Origin of the sequence: Lelliottia sp. JS-SCA-14, assembly GCF_035593345.1 — a bacterium.
GTDB classification, from domain to species: Bacteria; Pseudomonadota; Gammaproteobacteria; order Enterobacterales; family Enterobacteriaceae; genus Enterobacter; species Enterobacter wanjuensis.
Map to the genome: position 1 here is coordinate 4,409,820 of NZ_CP141606.1, position 20,561 is coordinate 4,430,380.

34 protein-coding genes are annotated in these 20,561 nt (G+C 51.7%); 2 read left to right on the forward strand and 32 right to left on the reverse strand.

Annotation, left to right across the window (positions count from 1 at the left end; translation table 11 throughout):
* Window positions 1-5: 5 nt before the first annotated feature.
* The 17 genes from rplF to rpsJ all read right to left on the reverse strand — a co-directional run bounded on the left by rplF (window position 6) and on the right by rpsJ (window position 7,671).
* On the reverse strand, window positions 6-539 hold the full coding sequence (rplF, locus tag U9O48_RS20600; RefSeq protein ID WP_100778650.1) for a 50S ribosomal protein L6: 534 nt from the start codon (window positions 537-539) through the stop codon (window positions 6-8).
* Window positions 540-551: 12 nt separating this feature from the next.
* Window positions 552-944 carry a 30S ribosomal protein S8 gene (rpsH, locus tag U9O48_RS20605; RefSeq protein ID WP_006178918.1) on the reverse strand — a complete coding sequence of 131 codons (393 nt, stop codon included), beginning with the start codon at window positions 942-944 and terminating at the stop codon, window positions 552-554.
* 33 nt (window positions 945-977) lie between these two features.
* A complete protein-coding gene (gene rpsN, locus U9O48_RS20610) occupies window positions 978-1,283 on the reverse strand; it encodes a 30S ribosomal protein S14 (protein ID WP_015960709.1) in 306 nt (101 codons plus the stop codon).
* A 14-nt stretch (window positions 1,284-1,297) separates the two neighbouring features.
* A complete protein-coding gene (rplE, locus tag U9O48_RS20615; RefSeq protein ID WP_015960710.1) occupies window positions 1,298-1,837 on the reverse strand; it encodes a 50S ribosomal protein L5 in 540 nt (179 codons plus the stop codon).
* Between the two features lie 14 nt (window positions 1,838-1,851).
* Window positions 1,852-2,166, reverse strand: a complete 315-nt coding sequence (gene rplX, locus U9O48_RS20620; RefSeq protein WP_016538464.1) for a 50S ribosomal protein L24 — start codon at window positions 2,164-2,166, stop codon at window positions 1,852-1,854.
* Window positions 2,167-2,176: 10 nt separating this feature from the next.
* Window positions 2,177-2,548 (reverse strand): 50S ribosomal protein L14, encoded by a 372-nt coding sequence (rplN, locus tag U9O48_RS20625; protein WP_015960712.1) that lies wholly within the window; start codon window positions 2,546-2,548, stop codon window positions 2,177-2,179.
* A 166-nt stretch (window positions 2,549-2,714) separates the two neighbouring features.
* Window positions 2,715-2,969 (reverse strand): 30S ribosomal protein S17, encoded by a 255-nt coding sequence (gene rpsQ, locus U9O48_RS20630; RefSeq protein WP_006817275.1) that lies wholly within the window; start codon window positions 2,967-2,969, stop codon window positions 2,715-2,717.
* Window positions 2,969-3,160: a 50S ribosomal protein L29 gene (rpmC, locus tag U9O48_RS20635; protein ID WP_032614707.1), complete on the reverse strand. Its 192-nt coding sequence runs from the start codon at window positions 3,158-3,160 to the stop codon at window positions 2,969-2,971. Before rpmC ends, rpsQ begins: the two co-directional genes overlap by 1 nt.
* Complete coding sequence (rplP, locus tag U9O48_RS20640) at window positions 3,160-3,570, reverse strand: 50S ribosomal protein L16 (RefSeq protein WP_002919759.1); 411 nt, start codon at window positions 3,568-3,570, stop codon at window positions 3,160-3,162. The genes rpmC and rplP overlap by 1 nt, the downstream gene beginning before the upstream one ends.
* 12 nt (window positions 3,571-3,582) lie before the next feature.
* Window positions 3,583-4,284, reverse strand: coding sequence for a 30S ribosomal protein S3 (rpsC, locus tag U9O48_RS20645; RefSeq protein ID WP_000529945.1), 702 nt, complete (start codon window positions 4,282-4,284; stop codon window positions 3,583-3,585).
* A 17-nt stretch (window positions 4,285-4,301) separates the two neighbouring features.
* Window positions 4,302-4,634 carry a 50S ribosomal protein L22 gene (rplV, locus tag U9O48_RS20650; protein WP_002919773.1) on the reverse strand — a complete coding sequence of 111 codons (333 nt, stop codon included), beginning with the start codon at window positions 4,632-4,634 and terminating at the stop codon, window positions 4,302-4,304.
* A gap of 14 nt (window positions 4,635-4,648) precedes the next feature.
* The gene (rpsS, locus tag U9O48_RS20655; RefSeq protein ID WP_001138115.1) at window positions 4,649-4,927 is read right to left on the reverse strand and encodes a 30S ribosomal protein S19; all 279 of its coding nucleotides are present in this window, start codon (window positions 4,925-4,927) and stop codon (window positions 4,649-4,651) included.
* 16 nt (window positions 4,928-4,943) lie between these two features.
* A complete protein-coding gene (gene rplB, locus U9O48_RS20660; protein ID WP_000301869.1) occupies window positions 4,944-5,765 on the reverse strand; it encodes a 50S ribosomal protein L2 in 822 nt (273 codons plus the stop codon).
* A 17-nt stretch (window positions 5,766-5,782) separates the two neighbouring features.
* A complete protein-coding gene (gene rplW, locus U9O48_RS20665; protein WP_004868363.1) occupies window positions 5,783-6,085 on the reverse strand; it encodes a 50S ribosomal protein L23 in 303 nt (100 codons plus the stop codon).
* Window positions 6,082-6,687 carry a 50S ribosomal protein L4 gene (gene rplD, locus U9O48_RS20670; protein WP_003031119.1) on the reverse strand — a complete coding sequence of 202 codons (606 nt, stop codon included), beginning with the start codon at window positions 6,685-6,687 and terminating at the stop codon, window positions 6,082-6,084. Before rplD ends, rplW begins: the two co-directional genes overlap by 4 nt.
* Window positions 6,688-6,697: 10 nt before the next feature.
* On the reverse strand, window positions 6,698-7,327 hold the full coding sequence (gene rplC, locus U9O48_RS20675; protein ID WP_016538466.1) for a 50S ribosomal protein L3: 630 nt from the start codon (window positions 7,325-7,327) through the stop codon (window positions 6,698-6,700).
* Window positions 7,328-7,359: 32 nt separating this feature from the next.
* Window positions 7,360-7,671, reverse strand: a complete 312-nt coding sequence (rpsJ, locus tag U9O48_RS20680) for a 30S ribosomal protein S10 (protein WP_001181005.1) — start codon at window positions 7,669-7,671, stop codon at window positions 7,360-7,362.
* Window positions 7,672-8,057: 386 nt separating this feature from the next.
* Here rpsJ and U9O48_RS20685 point away from each other — a divergent pair, with 386 nt between their 5' ends.
* The gene (locus U9O48_RS20685) at window positions 8,058-8,531 is read left to right on the forward strand and encodes an A24 family peptidase (protein ID WP_324723109.1); all 474 of its coding nucleotides are present in this window, start codon (window positions 8,058-8,060) and stop codon (window positions 8,529-8,531) included.
* Here U9O48_RS20685 and bfr read toward each other — a convergent pair.
* The 11 genes from bfr to fkpA all read right to left on the reverse strand — a co-directional run bounded on the left by bfr (window position 8,515) and on the right by fkpA (window position 16,718).
* Window positions 8,515-8,991 carry a bacterioferritin gene (gene bfr / locus U9O48_RS20690; RefSeq protein WP_095283671.1) on the reverse strand — a complete coding sequence of 159 codons (477 nt, stop codon included), beginning with the start codon at window positions 8,989-8,991 and terminating at the stop codon, window positions 8,515-8,517. The genes U9O48_RS20685 and bfr overlap by 17 nt on opposite strands.
* Window positions 8,992-9,063: 72 nt before the next feature.
* Window positions 9,064-9,258 (reverse strand): bacterioferritin-associated ferredoxin, encoded by a 195-nt coding sequence (bfd, locus tag U9O48_RS20695; protein ID WP_059180778.1) that lies wholly within the window; start codon window positions 9,256-9,258, stop codon window positions 9,064-9,066.
* A gap of 183 nt (window positions 9,259-9,441) precedes the next feature.
* Entirely contained in the window at window positions 9,442-10,626 is a 1,185-nt protein-coding gene (gene tuf / locus U9O48_RS20700; RefSeq protein WP_324723110.1) for an elongation factor Tu, read from the reverse strand.
* 68 nt (window positions 10,627-10,694) lie between these two features.
* A complete protein-coding gene (gene fusA, locus U9O48_RS20705; RefSeq protein ID WP_282493482.1) occupies window positions 10,695-12,809 on the reverse strand; it encodes an elongation factor G in 2,115 nt (704 codons plus the stop codon).
* Between the two features lie 95 nt (window positions 12,810-12,904).
* Window positions 12,905-13,375: a 30S ribosomal protein S7 gene (rpsG, locus tag U9O48_RS20710; protein WP_004106370.1), complete on the reverse strand. Its 471-nt coding sequence runs from the start codon at window positions 13,373-13,375 to the stop codon at window positions 12,905-12,907.
* A 96-nt stretch (window positions 13,376-13,471) separates the two neighbouring features.
* Window positions 13,472-13,846, reverse strand: coding sequence for a 30S ribosomal protein S12 (gene rpsL / locus U9O48_RS20715; RefSeq protein ID WP_000246815.1), 375 nt, complete (start codon window positions 13,844-13,846; stop codon window positions 13,472-13,474).
* A gap of 123 nt (window positions 13,847-13,969) precedes the next feature.
* On the reverse strand, window positions 13,970-14,257 hold the full coding sequence (tusB, locus tag U9O48_RS20720) for a sulfurtransferase complex subunit TusB (RefSeq protein ID WP_324723113.1): 288 nt from the start codon (window positions 14,255-14,257) through the stop codon (window positions 13,970-13,972).
* 7 nt (window positions 14,258-14,264) lie between these two features.
* A complete protein-coding gene (gene tusC, locus U9O48_RS20725) occupies window positions 14,265-14,624 on the reverse strand; it encodes a sulfurtransferase complex subunit TusC (RefSeq protein ID WP_324723114.1) in 360 nt (119 codons plus the stop codon).
* On the reverse strand, window positions 14,624-15,010 hold the full coding sequence (gene tusD / locus U9O48_RS20730) for a sulfurtransferase complex subunit TusD (protein WP_285157850.1): 387 nt from the start codon (window positions 15,008-15,010) through the stop codon (window positions 14,624-14,626). The genes tusC and tusD overlap by 1 nt, the downstream gene beginning before the upstream one ends.
* A complete protein-coding gene (locus tag U9O48_RS20735) occupies window positions 15,010-15,732 on the reverse strand; it encodes a helix-turn-helix transcriptional regulator (RefSeq protein WP_095283676.1) in 723 nt (240 codons plus the stop codon). The genes tusD and U9O48_RS20735 overlap by 1 nt, the downstream gene beginning before the upstream one ends.
* A 164-nt stretch (window positions 15,733-15,896) precedes the next feature.
* The gene (gene fkpA / locus U9O48_RS20740; protein WP_282493486.1) at window positions 15,897-16,718 is read right to left on the reverse strand and encodes an FKBP-type peptidyl-prolyl cis-trans isomerase; all 822 of its coding nucleotides are present in this window, start codon (window positions 16,716-16,718) and stop codon (window positions 15,897-15,899) included.
* A 236-nt stretch (window positions 16,719-16,954) separates the two neighbouring features.
* Here fkpA and U9O48_RS20745 point away from each other — a divergent pair, with 236 nt between their 5' ends.
* Window positions 16,955-17,173, forward strand: a complete 219-nt coding sequence (locus U9O48_RS20745; protein ID WP_095283678.1) for a protein SlyX — start codon at window positions 16,955-16,957, stop codon at window positions 17,171-17,173.
* 57 nt (window positions 17,174-17,230) lie between these two features.
* On the opposite strand, the gene slyD is transcribed toward U9O48_RS20745, so the two are convergent.
* The 4 genes from slyD to kefG form a co-directional block, all read right to left on the reverse strand.
* The gene (gene slyD / locus U9O48_RS20750) at window positions 17,231-17,824 is read right to left on the reverse strand and encodes a peptidylprolyl isomerase (RefSeq protein WP_285146181.1); all 594 of its coding nucleotides are present in this window, start codon (window positions 17,822-17,824) and stop codon (window positions 17,231-17,233) included.
* Window positions 17,825-17,918: 94 nt separating this feature from the next.
* Entirely contained in the window at window positions 17,919-18,119 is a 201-nt protein-coding gene (locus U9O48_RS20755; protein WP_100778640.1) for a YheV family putative zinc ribbon protein, read from the reverse strand.
* A 10-nt stretch (window positions 18,120-18,129) separates the two neighbouring features.
* Entirely contained in the window at window positions 18,130-19,935 is a 1,806-nt protein-coding gene (gene kefB / locus U9O48_RS20760; RefSeq protein WP_282493488.1) for a glutathione-regulated potassium-efflux system protein KefB, read from the reverse strand.
* Window positions 19,935-20,489 (reverse strand): glutathione-regulated potassium-efflux system ancillary protein KefG, encoded by a 555-nt coding sequence (kefG, locus tag U9O48_RS20765; protein ID WP_282493489.1) that lies wholly within the window; start codon window positions 20,487-20,489, stop codon window positions 19,935-19,937. Before kefG ends, kefB begins: the two co-directional genes overlap by 1 nt.
* Window positions 20,490-20,561 lie beyond the last annotated feature (72 nt).

Genomic DNA, 20,561 nt, shown 5'->3' on the forward strand with positions numbered 1-20,561 from the left:
TTACCTTACTTCTTCTTAGCCTCTTTGGTACGCACGACTTCGTCGGCGTAACGGACACCCTTGCCTTTGTAAGGCTCAGGACGACGGTAGGCGCGCAGGTCTGCTGCAACCTGACCGATCAGCTGTTTATCCGCGCCTTTCAGCACGATTTCAGTCTGAGACGGACATTCTGCAGTGATACCGGCAGGCAGCTGATGCTCAACGGGGTGAGAGAAGCCCAGAGACAGGCCTACTGCATTCCCTTTGATAGCTGCACGATAACCTACACCAACCAGCTGAAGCTTTTTAGTGAAGCCTTCGGTAACACCAACAACCATTGAGTTCAGCAGGGCACGCGCGGTACCAGCCTGAGCCCATCCATCCACGAAACCATCACGCGGACCGAAGGTCAGAGCATTATCTGCATGTTTAACTTCAACAGCATTGTTGAGGGTACGAGTCAGCTCGCCGTTTTTACCTTTGATCGTAATAACCTGACCGTCGATTTTTACATCAACGCCGGCAGGAATGACGACCGGTGCTTTAGCAACACGAGACATTCTTTCCTCCGATTAGGCTACGTAGCAGATAATTTCGCCACCAAGACCAGCTTGGCGCGCTGCACGATCAGTCATAACACCTTTAGAGGTAGAAACAACTGCGATACCCAGACCAGCCATAACTTTAGGCAGCTCATCTTTTTTCTTATAGATGCGCAGGCCTGGGCGGCTGACACGCTGAATGCTTTCTACAACAGCTTTACCCTGGAAATACTTAAGAGTAAGTTCCAGTTCCGGCTTGGTGTCGCCTTCAACTTTAAAATCTTCGATAAAACCTTCTTCCTTCAGCACATTGGCAATTGCCACTTTCAGCTTGGCGGAAGGCATGGTGACCGCAACTTTGTTCGCGGCCTGACCGTTACGGATACGGGTCAGCATATCCGCGATCGGATCTTGCATGCTCATCTGTCTTTACTCCCGTGATTCAATTGGTGACAATTACCAGCTAGCCTTTTTCAGACCCGGGATTTCACCGCGCATGGCGGCTTCACGGACCTTAATACGGCTCAACCCGAACTTCCGCAGGAAAGCGTGCGGACGACCAGTTTGACGACAGCGGTTACGCTGACGAGACGGGCTGGAATCACGCGGCAGAGACTGCAGCTTCAGAACTGCGTTCCAACGATCTTCGTCGGAAGCGTTCACATCAGAAATGATCGCTTTCAGTTCAGCGCGTTTAGCGAAGAATTTATCAGCTAAAGCTACGCGCTTTACTTCGCGTGCTTTCATTGATTGCTTAGCCATTCAGTAACCCTACCTTACTTGCGGAACGGGAAGTCAAAGGCAGCCAGCAGAGCACGGCCTTCTTCGTCAGAGTTCGCAGTAGTGGTAATGGTAATATCCAAACCACGCACGCGGTCGACTTTATCGTAGTCGATCTCTGGGAAGATGATCTGCTCACGGACACCCATGCTGTAGTTACCACGACCATCGAATGACTTAGCGGACAAGCCACGGAAGTCACGGATACGTGGAACAGCAATAGAGATCAGGCGCTCAAGGAACTCCCACATGCGTTCGCCACGCAGAGTTACTTTACAGCCGATCGGATAGCCCTGACGGATTTTGAAGCCTGCAACAGATTTGCGTGCTTTGGTGATCAACGGCTTTTGACCGGAGATTGCTGTCAGATCAGCTGCTGCGTTATCCAGCAGTTTCTTGTCAGCGATCGCTTCACCAACACCCATGTTCAGGGTGATCTTCTCGACCCGAGGGACTTGCATGACAGAATTGTAGTTAAACTCAGTCATGAGTTTGCTAACTACTTCGTCTTTGTAGTAATCATGCAGTTTCGCCATCGTACTACTCCAAATTACTTGATAGTTTCGCTGTTAGACTTGAAGAAACGGACTTTTTTGCCGTCTTCGAATCTAAAGCCTACACGGTCAGCCTTACCGGTTGCCGCGTTGAAGAGTGCAACGTTAGAAACCTGAATTGCAGCTTCTTTTTCAACGATGCCACCTGGTTGGTTCAGGGCCGGAACCGGCTTCTGATGTTTCTTAACCAGGTTGATACCTTCAACAATGATCTTGCCGGAAGACAGAACATTTTTTACTTTACCGCGTTTACCTTTATCTTTACCGGTTAACACGATAACTTCGTCATCACGACGGATTTTCGCTGCCATGATTCGCTCCTTAGAGTACTTCTGGTGCCAGAGAGATAATTTTCATGAACTTTTCAGTACGAAGTTCACGAGTTACCGGCCCAAAGATACGCGTGCCGATAGGCTGCTCGCTGTTATTGTTTAAAATAACGCATGCATTACCATCGAAGCGAATGACAGAACCGTCAGGGCGACGAACACCCTTCCTGGTGCGCACCACTACCGCTTTCAGCACATCACCTTTCTTGACCTTACCACGTGGAATTGCTTCCTTGATGGTGATCTTGATGATGTCGCCTACGCCTGCGTAGCGACGGTGCGAGCCACCCAGAACCTTGATACACATTACGCGACGTGCACCGGAGTTGTCGGCGACGGTCAGCATAGTCTGTTCTTGGATCATTTTAGTGCTCCGCTAATGTCAACTACTACCTGAGACCCTAAAATCAGAGTCGTCGAAAAGCCCCATATCGAGGGCGCGGCATTATAACACCGGTTCTACAATATGGGTAGAAAAAATACACGGCCCATTACTGAGCCGTGTATTCGTATTGAGAGGCCTTACTGTATTACAGAACGGCTTTCTCTACAACGCGAACCAGCGTCCAGGACTTAGTCTTGGACAGCGGACGGCATTCGCGGATTTCAACCACGTCACCGATACCGCATTCGTTGTTCTCGTCATGTACGTGCAGTTTGGTCGTACGCTTGATGAATTTACCGTAGATCGGGTGTTTCACAATACGTTCGATAGCAACAACAATGGATTTCTCCATTTTGTCGCTAACAACACGACCTTGCAGAGTACGGATTTTATCGGTCATTACGCACCCGCCTTCTGAGTCAGTAAAGTCTTAACGCGTGCAACATCACGACGCACTTGCTTCAGCAGGTGAGTCTGTTGCAGCTGGCCACTTGCCGCCTGCATGCGCAGGTTAAACTGCTCACGCAGCAGGTTCAGCAGCTCAGCGTTCAGCTCTTCAACGCTTTTTTCACGCAGCTCATTTGCTTTCATTACATCACCGTCTTAGTTACAAAGGTGGTTTTAATCGGCAGTTTCGCTGCTGCCAGGCCGAATGCTTCACGGGCTAGCTCTTCCGGTACGCCGTCCATTTCATAAAGGACTTTACCCGGCTGAATCAAGGCAACCCAATACTCCACGTTACCTTTACCTTTACCCATACGAACTTCCAGCGGCTTCTCGGTAATTGGTTTGTCCGGGAATACACGGATCCAGATTTTACCTTGACGCTTAACTGCACGGGTCATTGCACGACGTGCTGCTTCGATCTGACGTGCAGTCAGACGACCACGGCCAACAGCTTTCAGACCGAAAGTGCCGAAGCTAACATCCGTACCCTGCGCCAGACCACGGTTGCGGCCTTTGTGCACTTTACGGAATTTTGTACGCTTTGGTTGTAACATCAGCGACGCTCCTTATTTACGGCCTTTACGCTGCTGCTTTTTAGGTTGCGCAGCCGGTTTTTCCGGTTGTTCAACAGCAGCCATACCACCCAGGATCTCACCTTTGAAGATCCATACCTTAACGCCGATTACACCGTAAGTGGTGTGCGCTTCAGAGGTGTTGTAGTCGATGTCAGCACGCAGTGTGTGCAACGGTACGCGACCTTCGCGGTACCATTCGGTACGTGCGATTTCCGCGCCGCCGAGACGGCCGCTAACTTCAACTTTGATACCTTTAGCGCCCAGACGCATTGCGTTCTGTACAGCACGCTTCATAGCACGACGGAACATAACGCGACGTTCCAGCTGTGAAGTGATGCTATCAGCAACCAATTTAGCGTCCAGTTCAGGCTTACGAACTTCAGCGATATTGATCTGTGCAGGAACGCCAGCGATATCCGCTACGACCTTGCGCAGTTTTTCTACGTCTTCGCCTTTCTTACCGATAACGATACCCGGGCGAGCGGTGTGAATAGTCACACGAATGCTCTTAGCCGGACGCTCGATAACGATACGAGATACAGACGCTTTAGCCAGTTCCTTAGTCAGGTACTGACGTACTTTAAAATCGCTGTCCAGGTTGTCAGCGAATTCTTTGGTGTTCGCAAACCAGGTTGAATTCCATGGTTTTACAATACCCAGGCGAATACCATTAGGATGTACTTTCTGACCCATTGCTAGTCTCCAGAGTCTCAGCGATCGGACACAACCACAGTAATGTGGCTGGTGCGCTTCAGGATGCGATCTGCACGACCTTTCGCACGCGGCATAATGCGCTTCATGCTTGGGCCTTCGTCTACGAAGATTTTCGCAACTTTCAGATCGTCAATGTCAGCGCCATCGTTGTGTTCAGCGTTAGCAATGGCAGATTCCAGTACTTTCTTGACCAATACCGCAGCTTTCTTGTTGGTATAGGTCAGGATGTCCAGGGCCTGCGACACTTTCTTACCGCGAATCAGGTCAGCAACAAGGCGAACCTTCTGAGCAGAAGAACGAGCATGGCGATGTTGAGCTAAAGTTTCCATCTCTTCCTCCTACCTTATTTCTTCTTCGCTTTTTTATCAGCAGCGTGGCCGCGATAAGTACGAGTCGGTGCGAATTCACCCAGTTTATGACCGACCATTTCGTCGGAAACAAAGACTGGAACGTGCTGACGACCATTATGGACAGCGATGGTCAAACCGATCATGTTAGGAAAGATCGTTGAACGACGGGACCAAGTGCGCAGGGGCTTCTTGTCTCCGCTTTCCACCGCTTTCTCTACCTTCTTCAGCAAGTGCAGGTCAATAAAAGGACCTTTCTTGAGAGAACGTGGCATGGCTTATCCTCTAAAATTATTTGCTACGGCGACGTACGATAAATTTATCAGTACGCTTGTTGCTGCGGGTCTTCTTACCTTTGGTCTGAACGCCCCATGGTGTTACAGGGTGCTTACCAAAGTTACGACCTTCACCACCACCATGTGGGTGGTCGACTGGGTTCATCGCAGTACCGCGAACGGTAGGACGAACACCACGCCAGCGTGCAGCACCTGCTTTACCCAGAACGCGCAGCATATGCTCAGCATTGCCAACTTCGCCCAGAGTTGCACGGCAGTCTGCTTCGACTTTACGCATTTCACCAGAACGCAGACGCAGGGTGACATAAGCACCATCGCGAGCAACGATCTGAACGTAAGTACCAGCGGAACGTGCCAGCTGACCGCCTTTACCTGGTTTCATTTCTACGTTATGAACGGTAGAACCAACCGGGATATTGCGCATCGGCAGGGTGTTACCTGCTTTGATTGCAGCATCAACGCCAGACTGAATCTGGTCGCCAGCTTTCAGGCCTTTAGGGGCCAGGATGTAACGGCGTTCGCCATCTTTGTACAGAACCAGCGCGATGTTCGCGGAACGGTTCGGATCGTACTCAAGACGCTCAACAACTGCCGGGATACCGTCTTTGTTGCGTTTGAAGTCAACAATACGGTAAGCCTGCTTGTGACCACCACCGATGTGACGAGTGGTGATACGGCCATTGTTGTTACGACCACCGGATTTGCTGTTTTTTTCAACCAGCGGAGCAAAAGGTTTGCCCTTGTGCAGCTCTGGGTTGACCACTTTAACGACGTGGCGACGACCCGGAGATGTCGGTTTACATTTAACAACTGCCATTGTATTACTCCTCCGACTTACTCAGCGCCGCCGACGAAGTCCAGATTCTGGCCTTCCTTCAGGGTGACGTAAGCTTTTTTCCAGTCGCTACGACGACCGATACGCTGTCCGTGACGTTTAACTTTCCCTTTAACTACCAGGGTGTTAACGACTTCGACTTCGACTTCAAACAGTTTCTGCACAGCAGCTTTGATTTCTGCTTTGGTCGCGTCTTTAGCAACTTTGAGAACGATGGTATTTGTTTTTTCCATCGCAGCAGACGCTTTTTCAGAAACGTGCGGTGCGCGAAGCACCTTCAGCAGACGTTCTTCACGAATCATGCCAGCATCTCCTCAACTTGCTTAACAGCATCAGCAGTCATTACGACTTTGTCGAAGGCGATCAGGCTAACCGGGTCGATACCAGTTGCATCGCGTACGTCAACCTTGTGCAGGTTGCGCGCAGCCAGGAACAGGTTCTCGTCCAGCTCACCGGTGATGATCAGCACATCTTCCAGAGCCATGTCTTTCAGTTTCTGTGCCAGCAGCTTAGTTTTAGGCGCTTCAACAGAGAATGATTCGACAACGATCAGACGATCCTGACGTACCAGTTCGGACAGGATGCTTTTCAGCGCGCCGCGGTACATCTTTTTGTTTACTTTTTGACTGTGGTCCTGCGGGCGAGCAGCGAAGGTCACGCCACCGGAACGCCAGATCGGGCTCTTGATAGAACCTGAACGCGCACGGCCGGTACCTTTCTGGCGCCACGGCTTTTTGCCGGAACCAGTTACTTCAGCACGAGTCTTCTGAGCACGAGTACCCTGACGAGCACCAGCTGCATAAGCAACAACAACCTGGTGAACCAGCGCTTCGTTGAAATCACGACCGAAGGTAGTTTCGGAAACAGTCAGCGCGCTCTGCGCGTCTTTCAATACTAATTCCATTGCTATCCCCTTACGCCTTCACAGCTGGTTTAACGATCAGGTCGCTACCGGTTGCACCGGGAACAGCACCTTTAACCAGCAGCAGGTTGCGCTCAGCGTCAACACGTACTACGTCCAGGCTCTGAACAGTTACACGTTCGTTACCCAGCTGACCTGCCATTTTCTTGCCTTTGAACACTTTGCCCGGAGTCTGGTTCTGACCGATAGAACCCGGTACGCGGTGAGACAAGGAGTTACCGTGGGTAGCGTCCTGGGTACGGAAGTTCCAGCGCTTAACGGTACCAGCAAAACCTTTACCTTTAGAGGTACCGGTTACGTCAACTTTTTTAACTTCAGCAAACAGCTCAACGCTAATGTCCTGACCTACGGTGAACTCTTCGCCTTCAGCAAGACGGAATTCCCACAGACCACGGCCAGCTTCAACGCCAGCTTTAGCGAAGTGACCAGCTTCCGGCTTGGTTACACGGTTAGCTTTTTTAGCACCGGTAGTAACCTGAACAGCACGGTAGCCATCGTTAGCCAGGTCTTTAACCTGAGTAACGCGGTTTGCTTCAACTTCGATTACGGTTACTGGGATAGAAACGCCATCTTCAGTGAAGATGCGGGTCATACCCACTTTTTTACCGACTAAACCAATCATTGTTTCAACCTCTCAATCGCTCGATGACCTGATCAACCCAGGCTGATCTGCACGTCTACACCGGCAGCCAGATCCAGACGCATCAGAGCATCAACGGTTTTCTCAGTTGGCTCAACGATGTCAACCAGACGCTTGTGAGTGCGGATCTCGTACTGATCACGCGCGTCTTTGTTAACGTGTGGAGAGATCAGAACGGTAAAGCGCTCTTTGCGGGTCGGCAGCGGGATCGGACCACGGACTTGCGCACCAGTGCGCTTAGCAGTCTCGACGATTTCCGCGGTTGATTGATCGATAAGACGATGATCAAACGCTTTCAGGCGGATACGGATTCTTTGGTTCTGCATGAGACCAGAGCTCCAATTATTTTATAAACGAAAATGATTACTACTCAAACCCATTACGATTGATGGGAGAGTGTAACCGTTCTTACGTAGCCCCCCAATTGGGAGCATTGTTGAGTAACGAAAAACAGTGTTACTCAGGTTCAGATTGAACCAGCTGTCAATTACGACAAGCCCGCGCATTATACGTAAATCTGAACACAACGCAAGTGCCGTTTATAAAACAGACTCCAGGGGCGGGTTTTGCGTAGCGCCTCGACAGTTTGCTGCAAACAATCACCAGTAAAGCTGATTCACTGGAATGCGCTACGCAGAGGTCAAATTTGCGCCTTGTCCGGATGAAACTCAGAGAAGAGGATGTCGCAGCGATAACTTTAGAGGCTTACACCATGCTAGCGGCACTCCCCTTTCTGATGATCTACACCCTGTTGACCTGTCTTCTGATCCGCGCGGATATTCGTTCCGGGCTGTTGCCGGACAAATATCTCTGCCCGCTTCTTTGGACGGGTCTGCTGTTCCATCTCGTCAACCATCCGGATTTCCTCGCCAGTGCTGTTGTGGGTGCAGTGGCGGGATACCTTGGCTTTGCCTGCGTTTACTGGGGATTTCGGACGGTGTTCAAAAAGGAAGGGCTTGGATATGGGGATGTGAAATACCTTGCTGCCCTGGGTGCCTGGCACGGCTGGTGCGTACTTCCTGCGATGGTACTCGCAGCGGCACTGTTAGCCACGAGCTATGTGCTCATTCAGGTGCTGCGCAATCCTGGTAAACAGATACATAAAAACCCGCTACCGTTTGGCCCTTTTATGGCGGCAGCAGGTTTATTGGCGGGCTGGCAGAGTTTAATCAGTCTGCCACTTTGATCTGAGACTGCAGGTAGTTTTGCAATCCAATTTTACCGATGAGGTCCAGCTCGGTTTCCAGCCAGTCGATATGGCCCTCTTCATCTGCCAGAATCGTGATCATCATATCGCGACTGACATAATCATGAACGCTGTCGGCGTAAGCGATGGCTTCTCGAAGATCTTTCGCACCTTCAAGCTCAAGCCTGAGGTCGGACTGCAGCATCTCTTCGACATCTTCACCAATGCCGAGCTTGCCGAGATCCTGCAAATTCGGAATGCCTTCAAGAAATAAAATACGCTCGATGTATTTATCGGCATGTTTCATCTCATCGATGGATTCATGGTATTCGACATCGTTGAGGCGTGTCAGGCCCCAATTTTTGAACATTCTCGCATGGAGAAAATACTGATTGATTGCGACAAGCTCATTTCCCAATAATTTATTGAGATAACTTATGATTTTAACATCACCTTTCATTATATAGTCCCTCCGCTTCCACTTATTGAAGCGTAGATGGGGCTACAGGGATGTCAAAAAAAAGATAGCCTGTCAGGCGATCTCTTTGTATTCCGGGATCTGCATCAATTCGTCCTGCATTATCTCTCGCGCTGCGCGTACGCACTTACCGCATTGATTTCCTACCGGAACAAACTTACGAAGCTGTTGGAAAGACTGAGGGTGAAACTGGCGAACGGCCTGACGTATTTTTTTGTCACTCACACCATTACACAAACAAACGTACATAAAAACTCCCGCTCAATTTATGATCAAAGTGTAAGTGAGAATAATTATGATTACAATAGCACATGCGTGGAGAGACGGGCCGGGAGCGAACAAAAAATGCGAATAATTGTGACAGCCAATAAACACAAAAAGCAAAAAGGGCGCCGAAGCGCCCTTTTTTATTCAAAACTAATTAACGAGTAATTAGCTCAGAACTTTAGCAACAACGCCCGCACCAACAGTACGGCCGCCTTCACGGATTGCGAAACGCAGACCGTCATCCATCGCGATTGGGTGGATCAGGGTAACAACCATTTTGATGTTGTCGCCTGGCATTACCATCTCAACGCCTTCTGGCAGTTCGATGGTACCGGTCACGTCAGTTGTACGGAAGTAGAACTGTGGACGGTAGCCTTTGAAGAACGGAGTATGACGGCCGCCTTCATCTTTGGACAGGATGTAAACTTCAGATTCGAATTTGGTGTGCGGCTTGATAGAGCCTGGCTTAGCCAGTACCTGACCACGTTCGATTTCTTCACGTTTGATACCACGCAGCAGAACACCAACGTTCTCACCAGCACGGCCTTCGTCCAGCAGTTTGCGGAACATTTCAACGCCAGTACAGGTAGACTTAGCAGTCTCTTTGATACCAACGATTTCAACTTCTTCGCCAACTTTAACGATACCGCGCTCTACACGACCGGTTACAACAGTACCACGGCCGGAGATGGAGAATACGTCTTCGATAGGCAGCAGGAACGGCTTGTCAATCGCACGCTCTGGTTCTGGGATGTAAGAATCCAGGAAGCCAGCCAGCTCAACGATTTTAGCTTCCCACTCTGCTTCGCCTTCCAGCGCTTTCAGAGCAGAACCACGGATGATTGGAGTATCATCACCTGGGAAGTCGTACTGGGACAGAAGTTCACGAACTTCCATTTCTACCAGTTCCAGCAGCTCTTCGTCATCAACCATGTCGCATTTGTTCAGGAACACGATGATGAAAGGAACGCCAACCTGACGACCCAGCAGGATGTGCTCACGAGTCTGAGGCATAGGGCCGTCAGTCGCAGCAACAACCAGGATTGCGCCATCCATCTGAGCAGCACCGGTGATCATGTTTTTAACATAGTCGGCGTGGCCCGGGCAGTCTACGTGTGCGTAGTGGCGAGTCGGGGTGTCATATTCAACGTGGGAAGTGTTGATGGTGATACCACGAGCTTTTTCTTCTGGTGCGTTATCGATCTGGTCGAATGCACGAGCAGAACCACCGTAGGTTTTAGCCAGAACGGTAGTGATTGCAGCAGTCAGGGTAGTTTTACCGTGGTCAACGTGGCCGATAGTACCAACGTTGACGTGCGGTTTTGTACGTTCAAATTTTTCTTTAGACACGGCTATATTCCTTACTATAGTGCCCCCTCACCGAGGGGACACGGGATTTTGGTTTTTAACCCCGGGGCTTATTTGCCGCGGGCTTCGATTACGGCCTGAGCAACGTTGTTAGGCGCATCATCATACTTCAGGAATTCCATGGAGTAAGACGCACGACCTTTGGTCAGAGAACGCAGCTGAGTTGCGTATCCGAACATTTCAGACAACGGAACTTCAGCATGAATCTGAACGCCAGTAGCGTTAGATTCCTGACCTTTCAGCTGACCACGACGACGGCTAAGGTCACCGATGACATCACCAGTGTTCTCTTCCGGAGTCTCAACTTCAACCTTCATAATAGGCTCAAGCAGAACTGGTTTCGCTTTCTTAAAGCCATCTTTGAAGGCGATAGAAGCGGCCAGTTTAAACGCCAGTTCAGAGGAGTCAACGTCATGGTAAGAACCGAAGTGCAGACGCACACCCAGATCTACTACCGGATAACCAGCCAGTGGACCAGACTTCAGCTGCTCCTGGATGCCTTTATCAACGGCAGGGATGTATTCGCCAGGAATTACACCACCTTTGATGTCGTTGATGAACTCGTAACCTTTCGGATTTGAGCCCGGCTCCAGTGGGTACATGTCGATAACAACATGACCGTACTGACCACGACCACCAGACTGCTTAGCGTGTTTACCTTCAACATCGGTAACTTTCGCACGAATCGCTTCGCGGTAAGCAACCTGAGGTTTACCCACGTTAGCTTCAACGTTGAATTCACGCTTCATACGGTCAACGATGATGTCGAGGTGCAGTTCACCCATACCAGCGATGATGGTCTGGTTAGATTCTTCATCAGTCCATACGCGGAATGATGGGTCTTCTTTAGCCAGACGGCCCAGAGCCAGACCCATTTTTTCCTGGTCAGCTTTGGTTTTCGGTTCAACGGCGATAGAGATTACCGGCTCTGGGAACTCCATACGCTCCAGAATGATCGGGTGATCTGGGTTACACAGGGTGTCACCAGTAGTCACGTCTTTCAGACCGATTGCAGCAGCGATGTCGCCCGCACGAACTTCTTTGATCTCTTCACGTTTGTTTGCGTGCATCTGTACGATACGACCGAAACGCTCACGTGCCGCTTTCACGGAGTTCAGGATGGTGTCACCGGAGTTAACCACGCCAGAGTACACGCGGAAGAACGTCAGGTTACCCACGAACGGGTCGGTAGCGATTTTGAACGCCAGTGCAGCAAACGGCTCTTCATCACTTGCGTGACGTTCAGCCGGAGTGTCTTTACCGTCGTCCAGGATACCGTTGATCGCAGGAACATCTACTGGGGATGGCAGGTAATCAATTACCGCATCCAGCATTGCCTGAACACCTTTGTTCTTGAACGCAGAACCACAGGTTACCAGGATGATTTCGTTGTTCAGAACGCGCTGACGCAGAGCTTTCTTGATCTCTTCTTCAGTCAGTTCTTCACCACCCAGGTATTTCTCCATCAGCTCTTCTGAAGCTTCTGCAGCGGACTCGATCAGGTTCTGGTGCCATTCTTCGGCCAGTGCCTGCATGTCTGCTGGGATATCTTCATAAACGAAGGTGACGCCTGCATCTTCTTCGTTCCAGTTGATGGCTTTCATTTTCACCAGGTCAACAACACCGGTGAAACCTTCTTCAGCACCAATTGCCAGCTGCAGCGGAACCGGAGTCGCGCCCAGACGGGTTTTGATCTGACCAACAACTTTCAGGAAGTTAGCACCCATACGGTCCATTTTGTTAACGAACGCGATGCGTGGAACTTTGTATTTATTAGCCTGACGCCATACGGTTTCAGACTGTGGCTGAACACCACCAACTGCGCAGTAAACCATTACTGCACCATCAAGAACACGCATGGAACGTTCAACTTCGATAGTGAAGTCAACGTGGCCCGGGGTGTCGATGATGTTTACGCGATGCGGTTCATACTGCTTAGCCATACCTGACCAGAATGCAGTAGTCGCTGCGGAGGTGATGGTAATACCACGCTCCTGCTCCTGTTCCATCCAGTCCATGGTGGCTGCGCCGTCATGAACTTCACCGATTTTATGGTTTACACCGGTGTAGAACAGAATACGTTCGGTAGTAGTGGTTTTACCGGCGTCGATGTGCGCACTGATACCGATGTTACGGTAGCGTGCGATGGGTGTTGTACGAGCCATTTGATTCCTCGTTTGATTCTTTGGCGTTCAGTTAAGTAACCCAGAGCGGGCGGCTTCTCTGAAGCGCCCGCCTGGTGACTATGACTCCGAAGGGATTACCAACGGTAGTGTGCGAACGCCTTGTTGGCTTCTGCCATACGGTGAACGTCTTCACGTTTCTTAACTGCAGTACCTTTGTTGTCTGCAGCATCAGAAAGTTCGTTCGCCAGACGCAGAGCCATGGATTTATCACCGCGTTTACGAGCAGCTTCAACGATCCAACGCATTGCCAGAGCATTACGACGAACCGGACGAACTTCAACTGGAACCTGATAAGTAGAACCACCAACGCGGCGGGACTTAACTTCTACAGTTGGGCGAACGTTGTCGAGAGCGACTTCGAAAGCTTCCAGTTCATTTTTACCAGAACGCTGAGCCAGGGTCTCCAGCGCGCTGTATACGATTGCTTCTGCAGTAGATTTTTTACCATCTACCATCAGGATATTTACAAATTTTGCCAGCAGTTCTGATCCGAACTTAGGATCTGGAAGGATTTTACGCTGACCAATGACGCGACGACGTGGCATGGGAATACTCCGTTGTTAATTCAGGATTGTCCAAAACTCAAAGAGTTTAGTTTGACATTAAGATAAATCAGTTTGGCCTTACTTAACGGAGAACCATTAAGCCTTAGGACGCTTCACGCCATACTTGGAGCGAGCTTGCTTACGGTCTTTAACGCCGGAGCAGTCGAGCGCACCACGAACGGTGTGATAACGAACACCCGGAAGGTCTTTTACACGACCGCCACGGATCAGGATCACGGAGTGTTCCTGCAGGTTGTGACCTTCACCACCGATGTAGGAAGTCACTTCAAAACCGTTGGTCAAACGCACACGACATACTTTACGCAGTGCGGAGTTTGGTTTCTTAGGAGTGGTGGTATATACACGAGTACATACGCCACGTTTCTGCGGGCAGGCTTCCAGCGCAGGCACGTTGCTTTTTGCAACTTTGCGAGCGCGTGGTTTGCGTACCAGCTGGTTAACTGTTGCCATTAAATAGCTCCTGGTTTTAGCTTTTGCTTCGTAAACACGTAATAAATCGCCTCATACAATATGAGGACGCGAAATTTTAGGGCCACGCCGAAAAGGTGTCAAGAAATATACAGCGATCTCGCCTCACCAACTCATTTGAGTGGCGTGTTTCACCGTCAGATTGACGAAATCAGTATAGCTAACCGCGCCGATTTTGGCTGAAATTTGACCAACAAGGCCACGGGCAGCAATGTCTTCCTTTAGCGCAGAGACAGTAATGGGGGCATTGTTGAGAATTTCAACAAAGCGGCTGCCCTCAATTGCGGCCAGAACACCGTCCTGGATCAGCAACAGATCGTCGCCTTCACCCAGCATTCTCAGCAACCCTTCGATGTCGCACTGCCACGGGGAGTGGCGCAAGGTATGGAGCATGACGGCCTCAGAAAGTCAGAACAGTTTGATAATGGGAGAGTTGTTCGCGTAACGCTTGTGGGGAAATGACGGTGGCGTCCAGCACCATGGCGCTGTTTTCATCCAGCCCGCGCTCTTTTAAAGAGGCCGCACAAACCCAGAATGTCTCGATGTCGTAAAGCGGTAAAACTTTAAAGGTCGCAATATAGTCTCGTGCCAGAATCTGCTGCGGGTGTTGCCCGGCCAGAATCTGGAAGACGCCATCACCGATAAAGAACACGCCGATATCTTCCGTCAGCGACGAGGTTGCCAAAAGCGCATCCAGCCCTTCCCTGCCCGCCGCGCTGCCGTGAGGGGCGGAGGTAAATACAAATGCAATGCGGTTCATCAGAATTGCACCATCCGATCGCAGGTCAGTGCCGCTTGCGCCAGCGCGCCTAACCCACTCAGAGAAAATCCAGGCTGGAGGTTCGCCGCCGCAAGACCGAGACGCTCAGCTTCAGCGTTATCCGTCACGCCGCGACGCAAGGCCGCCGCTACGCAGATGTGCAGTTCGACGCCCTGCTGCTCGTTAAGATTCTGCCAAGCGCGCACCAGATCAAACTCATCCGATGCCGGTGAAGTCAACTGATTCGCGTTGTAGACCCCTTCGCGATAGAAAAAAACGCTCTCCAGCTGATGCCCGGCAGCCAACAACGCCTCAGCGAATTGCAAAGCGCTACTGGCCTGCTGAGTACCGTAAGCCGGCCCCGTCACCATGATGGCAAAACGCATTACTTCTCTTGTCCCAGAAAATCACCGCTTTTGAACTGGCGGATGTAGAGATAAACCGTGTGCTTGGAGATGTTCAGGCGATCGGCTACCTGGTTAATCGCATCCTTAATATCGAAAATACCTTTCTCATAGAGGTTCAGCACGATCTGGCGGTTCTTGGCGTTGTTCGATACGTTGCGATCGGCATTCACCTCTTCGATGGTGAACTCCAGCGTCTGAGTGACGAGGTCTTCCACCGAGGAAGCAAAGTTCACCGACGAGTTCACTTCCGGCGTTTCAGGCGGAACAAAGGTGCTCATGATTTGAGAGAAGGGCACATCAAGGTTGATGTTGATACACAGCAGCCCGATGACGCGGTGATCGCGGTTACGGATGGCGATCGTTTCTGACTTCATCAGAACGCCGCTTTTGGCACGAGTAAAATAGCATTTGGAGACGCTGCTGTCCGCGCCGGTCATGTCGTGCAGCATACGCAGTGCAAGGTCGGTAATTGGCGATCCAATTTTACGGCCAGTGTGCTCACCATTAGCAATGCGGATGGCGGAACATTTCAGATCTTGCAGGGAGTGCAATACGATTTCGCAGTGGGAGCCAATGAGCATCGCTAACCCGTCCACCACCGCTTCGTAGGATTTGAGAATATCGAAGTCGGTCTGGTCGAAAGGACGTTGATCCAGCAAATCGAGTTCACTGGTTTCGTTGGTTAAAAGCGACCTGGACATGAAAAAAACACTCCTTTTCAGGAGCCTGTCATTAGGTTGTCAGGGCAGGCTCATATTTACACGGACAACTAAATTAATACAGCGTAGGTAACGCTTTCCAGTGTTAATTATATCTGCCCCACAATAAAAAAACCGCCGCCTTAAAGGCGGCGGTTTTCAGCGTTTTACTTCTTCGCTGCGTCTGCAGCTTTATCATCTGCTGCAGCATCCGGTTTGGCATCTGCCTTCGGAGCCGGTTTGATGTCCAGCAGTTCAACGTTGAAGACCAGCGTGGAGTTAGCCGGAATACCCGGAACGCCCGTTTTGCCGTAAGCCAGATCCGGTGGGATCACCAGCTGAATTTTGCCGCCTTTCTTGATGTTTTTCAGGCCTTCGGTCCAGCCTGGGATAACACCGTCGAGACGGAAGGAGAGCGGCTCACCGCGGGTGTAAGAGTTATCGAACTCTTTACCGTCGATCAGAGTACCTTTGTAGTTCACCACTACGGTATCGCTGTCTTTCGGTGCATCGCCCGTACCGGCTTTCTCTACTTTATACAGCAGACCGGTAGACGAGGTTTTCACACCCTTCTCTTTAGCAAAAGTATCGCGGTAGGCTTTGCCCTTCGCTTCGTTGTCTTTTGCGTCTTGTTCCATCTTGCCCTGAGCAGCACCCTTCACGCGCGCTTCAAAAGCCTGCAGGGTCTGTTCGATTTCCTGGTCAGACAGTTTGCTCTTGTCTGCAAACGCATCCTGAACCCCGGCGATCAACTGGTCTTTATCCAGTTTGATGCCCAGTTTCTCTTGCTCTTTGAGAGAGTTTTCCATGTAACGACCCAGAGACGCGCCCAGCGCATAGGCTGATTTCTGGTCGTCATTTTTGAACGCAGCTTTGCTGTCTGCGCTTGCAGCAGGTTTCGCAGCGGTATCAGCAGCGAAAGAGAGCGGCGCATTCAGTGCGACGGCCATCGTGGTCGCCAGCAGCGTTACTTTAAACAGTGATTTCATCCATTTCTCCAGGTCCGGGGCCTCTCACCCCAGCATTAAACGTATATGAGAAGCGTACTATAGAACGTTGCAGAAGAAATCTACAGACAGACTCTCCCTAAACTCGCCTCTTTTCAGACTATTTTTGTTTAAATAAGTTTCTTGCCTTAAGGCGGGATGCTGTACACAGGAGTAAACTCGGGTAAAATTCGCCGCCGCCAACGCCTGAGGCGTGCGAAACTTAAGAGAGGTCAATCATGCAAGAAACTACGATGGAAGCGCGGCTGGCCGAGCTGGAAAGCCGTCTGGCTTTTCAGGAAGTTACCATAGATGAGCTGAACCAGACCGTGACGGCTCACGAACTGGAAATGGCCAAACTGCGCGATCTTCTGCGTCTGCTGACGGAAAAAGTGAAAGCGAGTCAATCGTCACACATCGCCTCACAGGCCGAAGAGACGCCACCACCTCATTATTGAGGCGTAAAAAAAGCGGGATTTAATCCCGCTTTTTTGTGCACGCTGCTTAGCCAAAAATCAATGGCAGCCGCAACCGCCGTTACCGCCACAACCACCTTTGCCGTGCTCATGACCGTGGTCATGGTCGTGGCCGTGACCACCGCAGCAACCATCGTGGCCGTGGTCGTGATCGTGGTCGTGACCGTTCGCGCCATGAACGTGGCCGTGAGCCAGTTCTTCAGCGGTCGCTTCACGAATCGCGATAACTTCTACGTTGAATTTCAGGTTCTGACCAGCCAGCATGTGGTTACCGTCAACCACAACGTGCTCGTCTTCCACTTCAGTGATTTCAACCGGTACTGGACCCTGGTCGGTTTCAGCCAGGAAGCGCATGCCAACCTGCAGCTCATCAACGCCCATGAACACGTCTTTAGGAACGCGCTGAACCAGATTATCGTCGTACTGACCGTAAGCGTCGTTCGCGCCTACAGCAACATCAAATTTGTCGCCAACTACGTGACCTTCCAGCGCGTTTTCCAGGCCGGAAATCAGGGAACCGTGACCATGCAGGTAGTCCAGCGGCGCACTCACCGGAGACTCATCAACCAACACACCGTCTTCTGTACGTACCTGATAGGCCAGGCTGACCACCAGGTCTTTTGCTACTTTCATGATATCTCCTGAGCGTGGGAAAATTGCTGGCGCAGATTGTAGCGGAAATCTGCACCCGTGTACCCTTTAGCTTAAAAAATCTGAGGGCATATCGCTAGTCCGGATGAAAAATCCCGATCACTTGCTCTTCTTTGCGAACGTGCTCGCGAACCTCTTTGTCCGCCTCGCGCATCTGATGTCCGCACTTAACACACTCAACAATATCAATATTATTCTCACGCCACATGGCTAGCGTATCTTGCGCCTGGCAGGACGGGCATTTTGCACCTGCAATAAAACGTTTACGAACTGCCATACTTTTTCCTCTATTCGAATTCATCCCAGCCGTCCAGCTGACGTCGTTCCTTCTGCATTTCCCGCTGGAAGATCTCTTCCAGCTCGCGACGCGCTTCCCGCACGCGGGAGATCTGCGCCGTATCGCTATGGACCGGCATCAGCTCGCGCAGCATGCGCATATCGAGGCGACGGAAATGCAGCTGGGCGCGCTGCGCCTGATGCGGATGCATCCCCAGCGACACCAGGGTTTTACGGCCCAGTTCCAGCGCGCTGGAGAAGGTCTCGCGCGAGAAGTTTTTCACCCCAGCCTGCAGCAGCTCGTGCGCCTCAACGCGTCCCCGCGCTCGCGCCAGAATATGCAGATGCGGGAAATGCTGCTGGCATAGTTCCACCAGCTTCATCGTATCTTCCGGCTCGTTACAGGTGATAACGATCGACTCCGCCGCCTGTGCGCCCGCCGAGCGCAGGAGTTCAAGCTGTGTGGCATCGCCGTAATAGACTTTGTAGCCATATTTACGCATCAGGTTGACCGCGCTGATATCGCGCTCCAGCACCGTAATACGCATTTTGTTCGCCATCAACAAGCGGCCTATCACCTGCCCAAAGCGGCCAAAGCCCACCACAATCACCTGCGGCTTATCGTCCTCCACCCACGGCGTTTCGCCCTCTTCTTCCGGCGGATTAAAGCGTCGCGAGAGGGATTTATCAATCAGCTTCATCAGTAGCGGCGTGGTCATCATGGAGAGCGTCACCGTCACCAGCAGGAGCGCCATCTGATCATCCTGGAACAAACGCTGTGAAGATGCTGTGGAGAAGAGCACAAAGGCGAACTCTCCGCCCTGGCTTAGCACGCCCGCAAACTGCATGCGCTCTGAGCTCCTGAGACGATAAATGCGCGCCAGCACGTACAGTACGCCGGTTTTCACCGCCACCAGCACCGCCACACTCAGCACCACCCACAGCAAATGGGTGTACAGCACCCCAAGGTTGAGCGCCATTCCCACGGAGATAAAGAACAGCCCTAACAGCAGCCCTTTAAACGGGTCGATGGCCGTTTCCAGTTCGTGGCGGTATTCACTTTCCGCCAGAAGCACACCGGCGATAAAAGTCCCGAGCGCCATCGACAGCCCCAGCGCATCCATAAACAGCGCCGAACCCAGCACCAGCAGCAAGGTCGCCGCGGTAAATACTTCGCGCACGCCCGACGCCGCAATAAAGCGAAACACCGGGCGGAGCAGATAGCGCCCGCCAATCAGCATCCCCGCGAACGCCAGCACTTTCATGCCGACCTTCATCCAGTCAAAATGATCGTCCCCGGAACCGGCGAGCAGCGGCACCAGCGCTAACGCCGGAATCACCGCTAAATCCTGAAACAGCAAAACCGAAAACCCGAGCTGGCCCGATTCGTTGCGATTCATCCCCTTATCGCGCATCAGCTGCAGCGCCATCGCCGTCGAAGACATCGCAAGCCCTATCCCGCCGATCACCGCCGCCTGCCACTTAAACTCGGTCAACATCAGCAACCCGCCGAGGATCACCGCGCTAAACAGCACCTGCGCGGCACCCACGCCAAATATCGATCGCCGCAGCTGCCAGAGTTTCGCCGGGTTCAGCTCCAGCCCGATGATAAACATCAGGAAGACGACGCCCAGCTCGGAGAAGTGAAGGATTTCATCGACGTCGCTGATAAACCCCAGCCCCCACGGGCCAATCGCGATGCCCGCCAGCAGATAGCCCAGCACCGCGCCGATTCCCAGCCGGGATGCCAGCGGCACGGCGACTACCGCCGCGAAGAGGAACAACACGCCTGCCAGTAACAGATCGGAACCTTCCATCAGCGGCCTCCTGTCAAAATCGGTGAGGCCAGCCAGTCGCCGTAGGCTTTAGCGTGACTTGCCAGCTCCTGTGCAGGCTGGCGGCGCGCCCAGTAGACCACAATCGGGCTCATCCACTGCATGCGGCACATGGCCGCCGTTAACTCAAAAGGGCGCAGAATATCGCTCATGGGATAGCGGTTTAACCCGTCGTGGCGGTAGGCGCTCTCGGGTTCACCGGTGGTGATGACACTCCGCCAGTACTTTCCCGCCAGCTGGTTTCCCCCTGGTCCACTGGAAAAGCCGCGGGTCAACACCCGGTCCAGCCACTCTTTGAGCAGTGCCGGGCAGCTGTAGGTATAAAGCGGATGCTGGAACACAATCACGTCATGCTGACGCAACAGCTCCTGCTCGTGCGGGATATCAATAAAAAAATCGGGATAGTGCGCGTACAGGTCGTGCACCGTCACATTGCTGAGTTGTCGAGCCGGTTTGAGCAAAACCCGGTTGGCGACCGAGTCCTGAGATTCCGGATGGGCATACAGCAGCAGCACTTTTGCTGTCTGGGACATCATTCCCCTCCCGGGTCGTCATCATGGCCATTTTCGGCTAACATGGCACGCCTGCGCTAAGCGCGGTATTACATT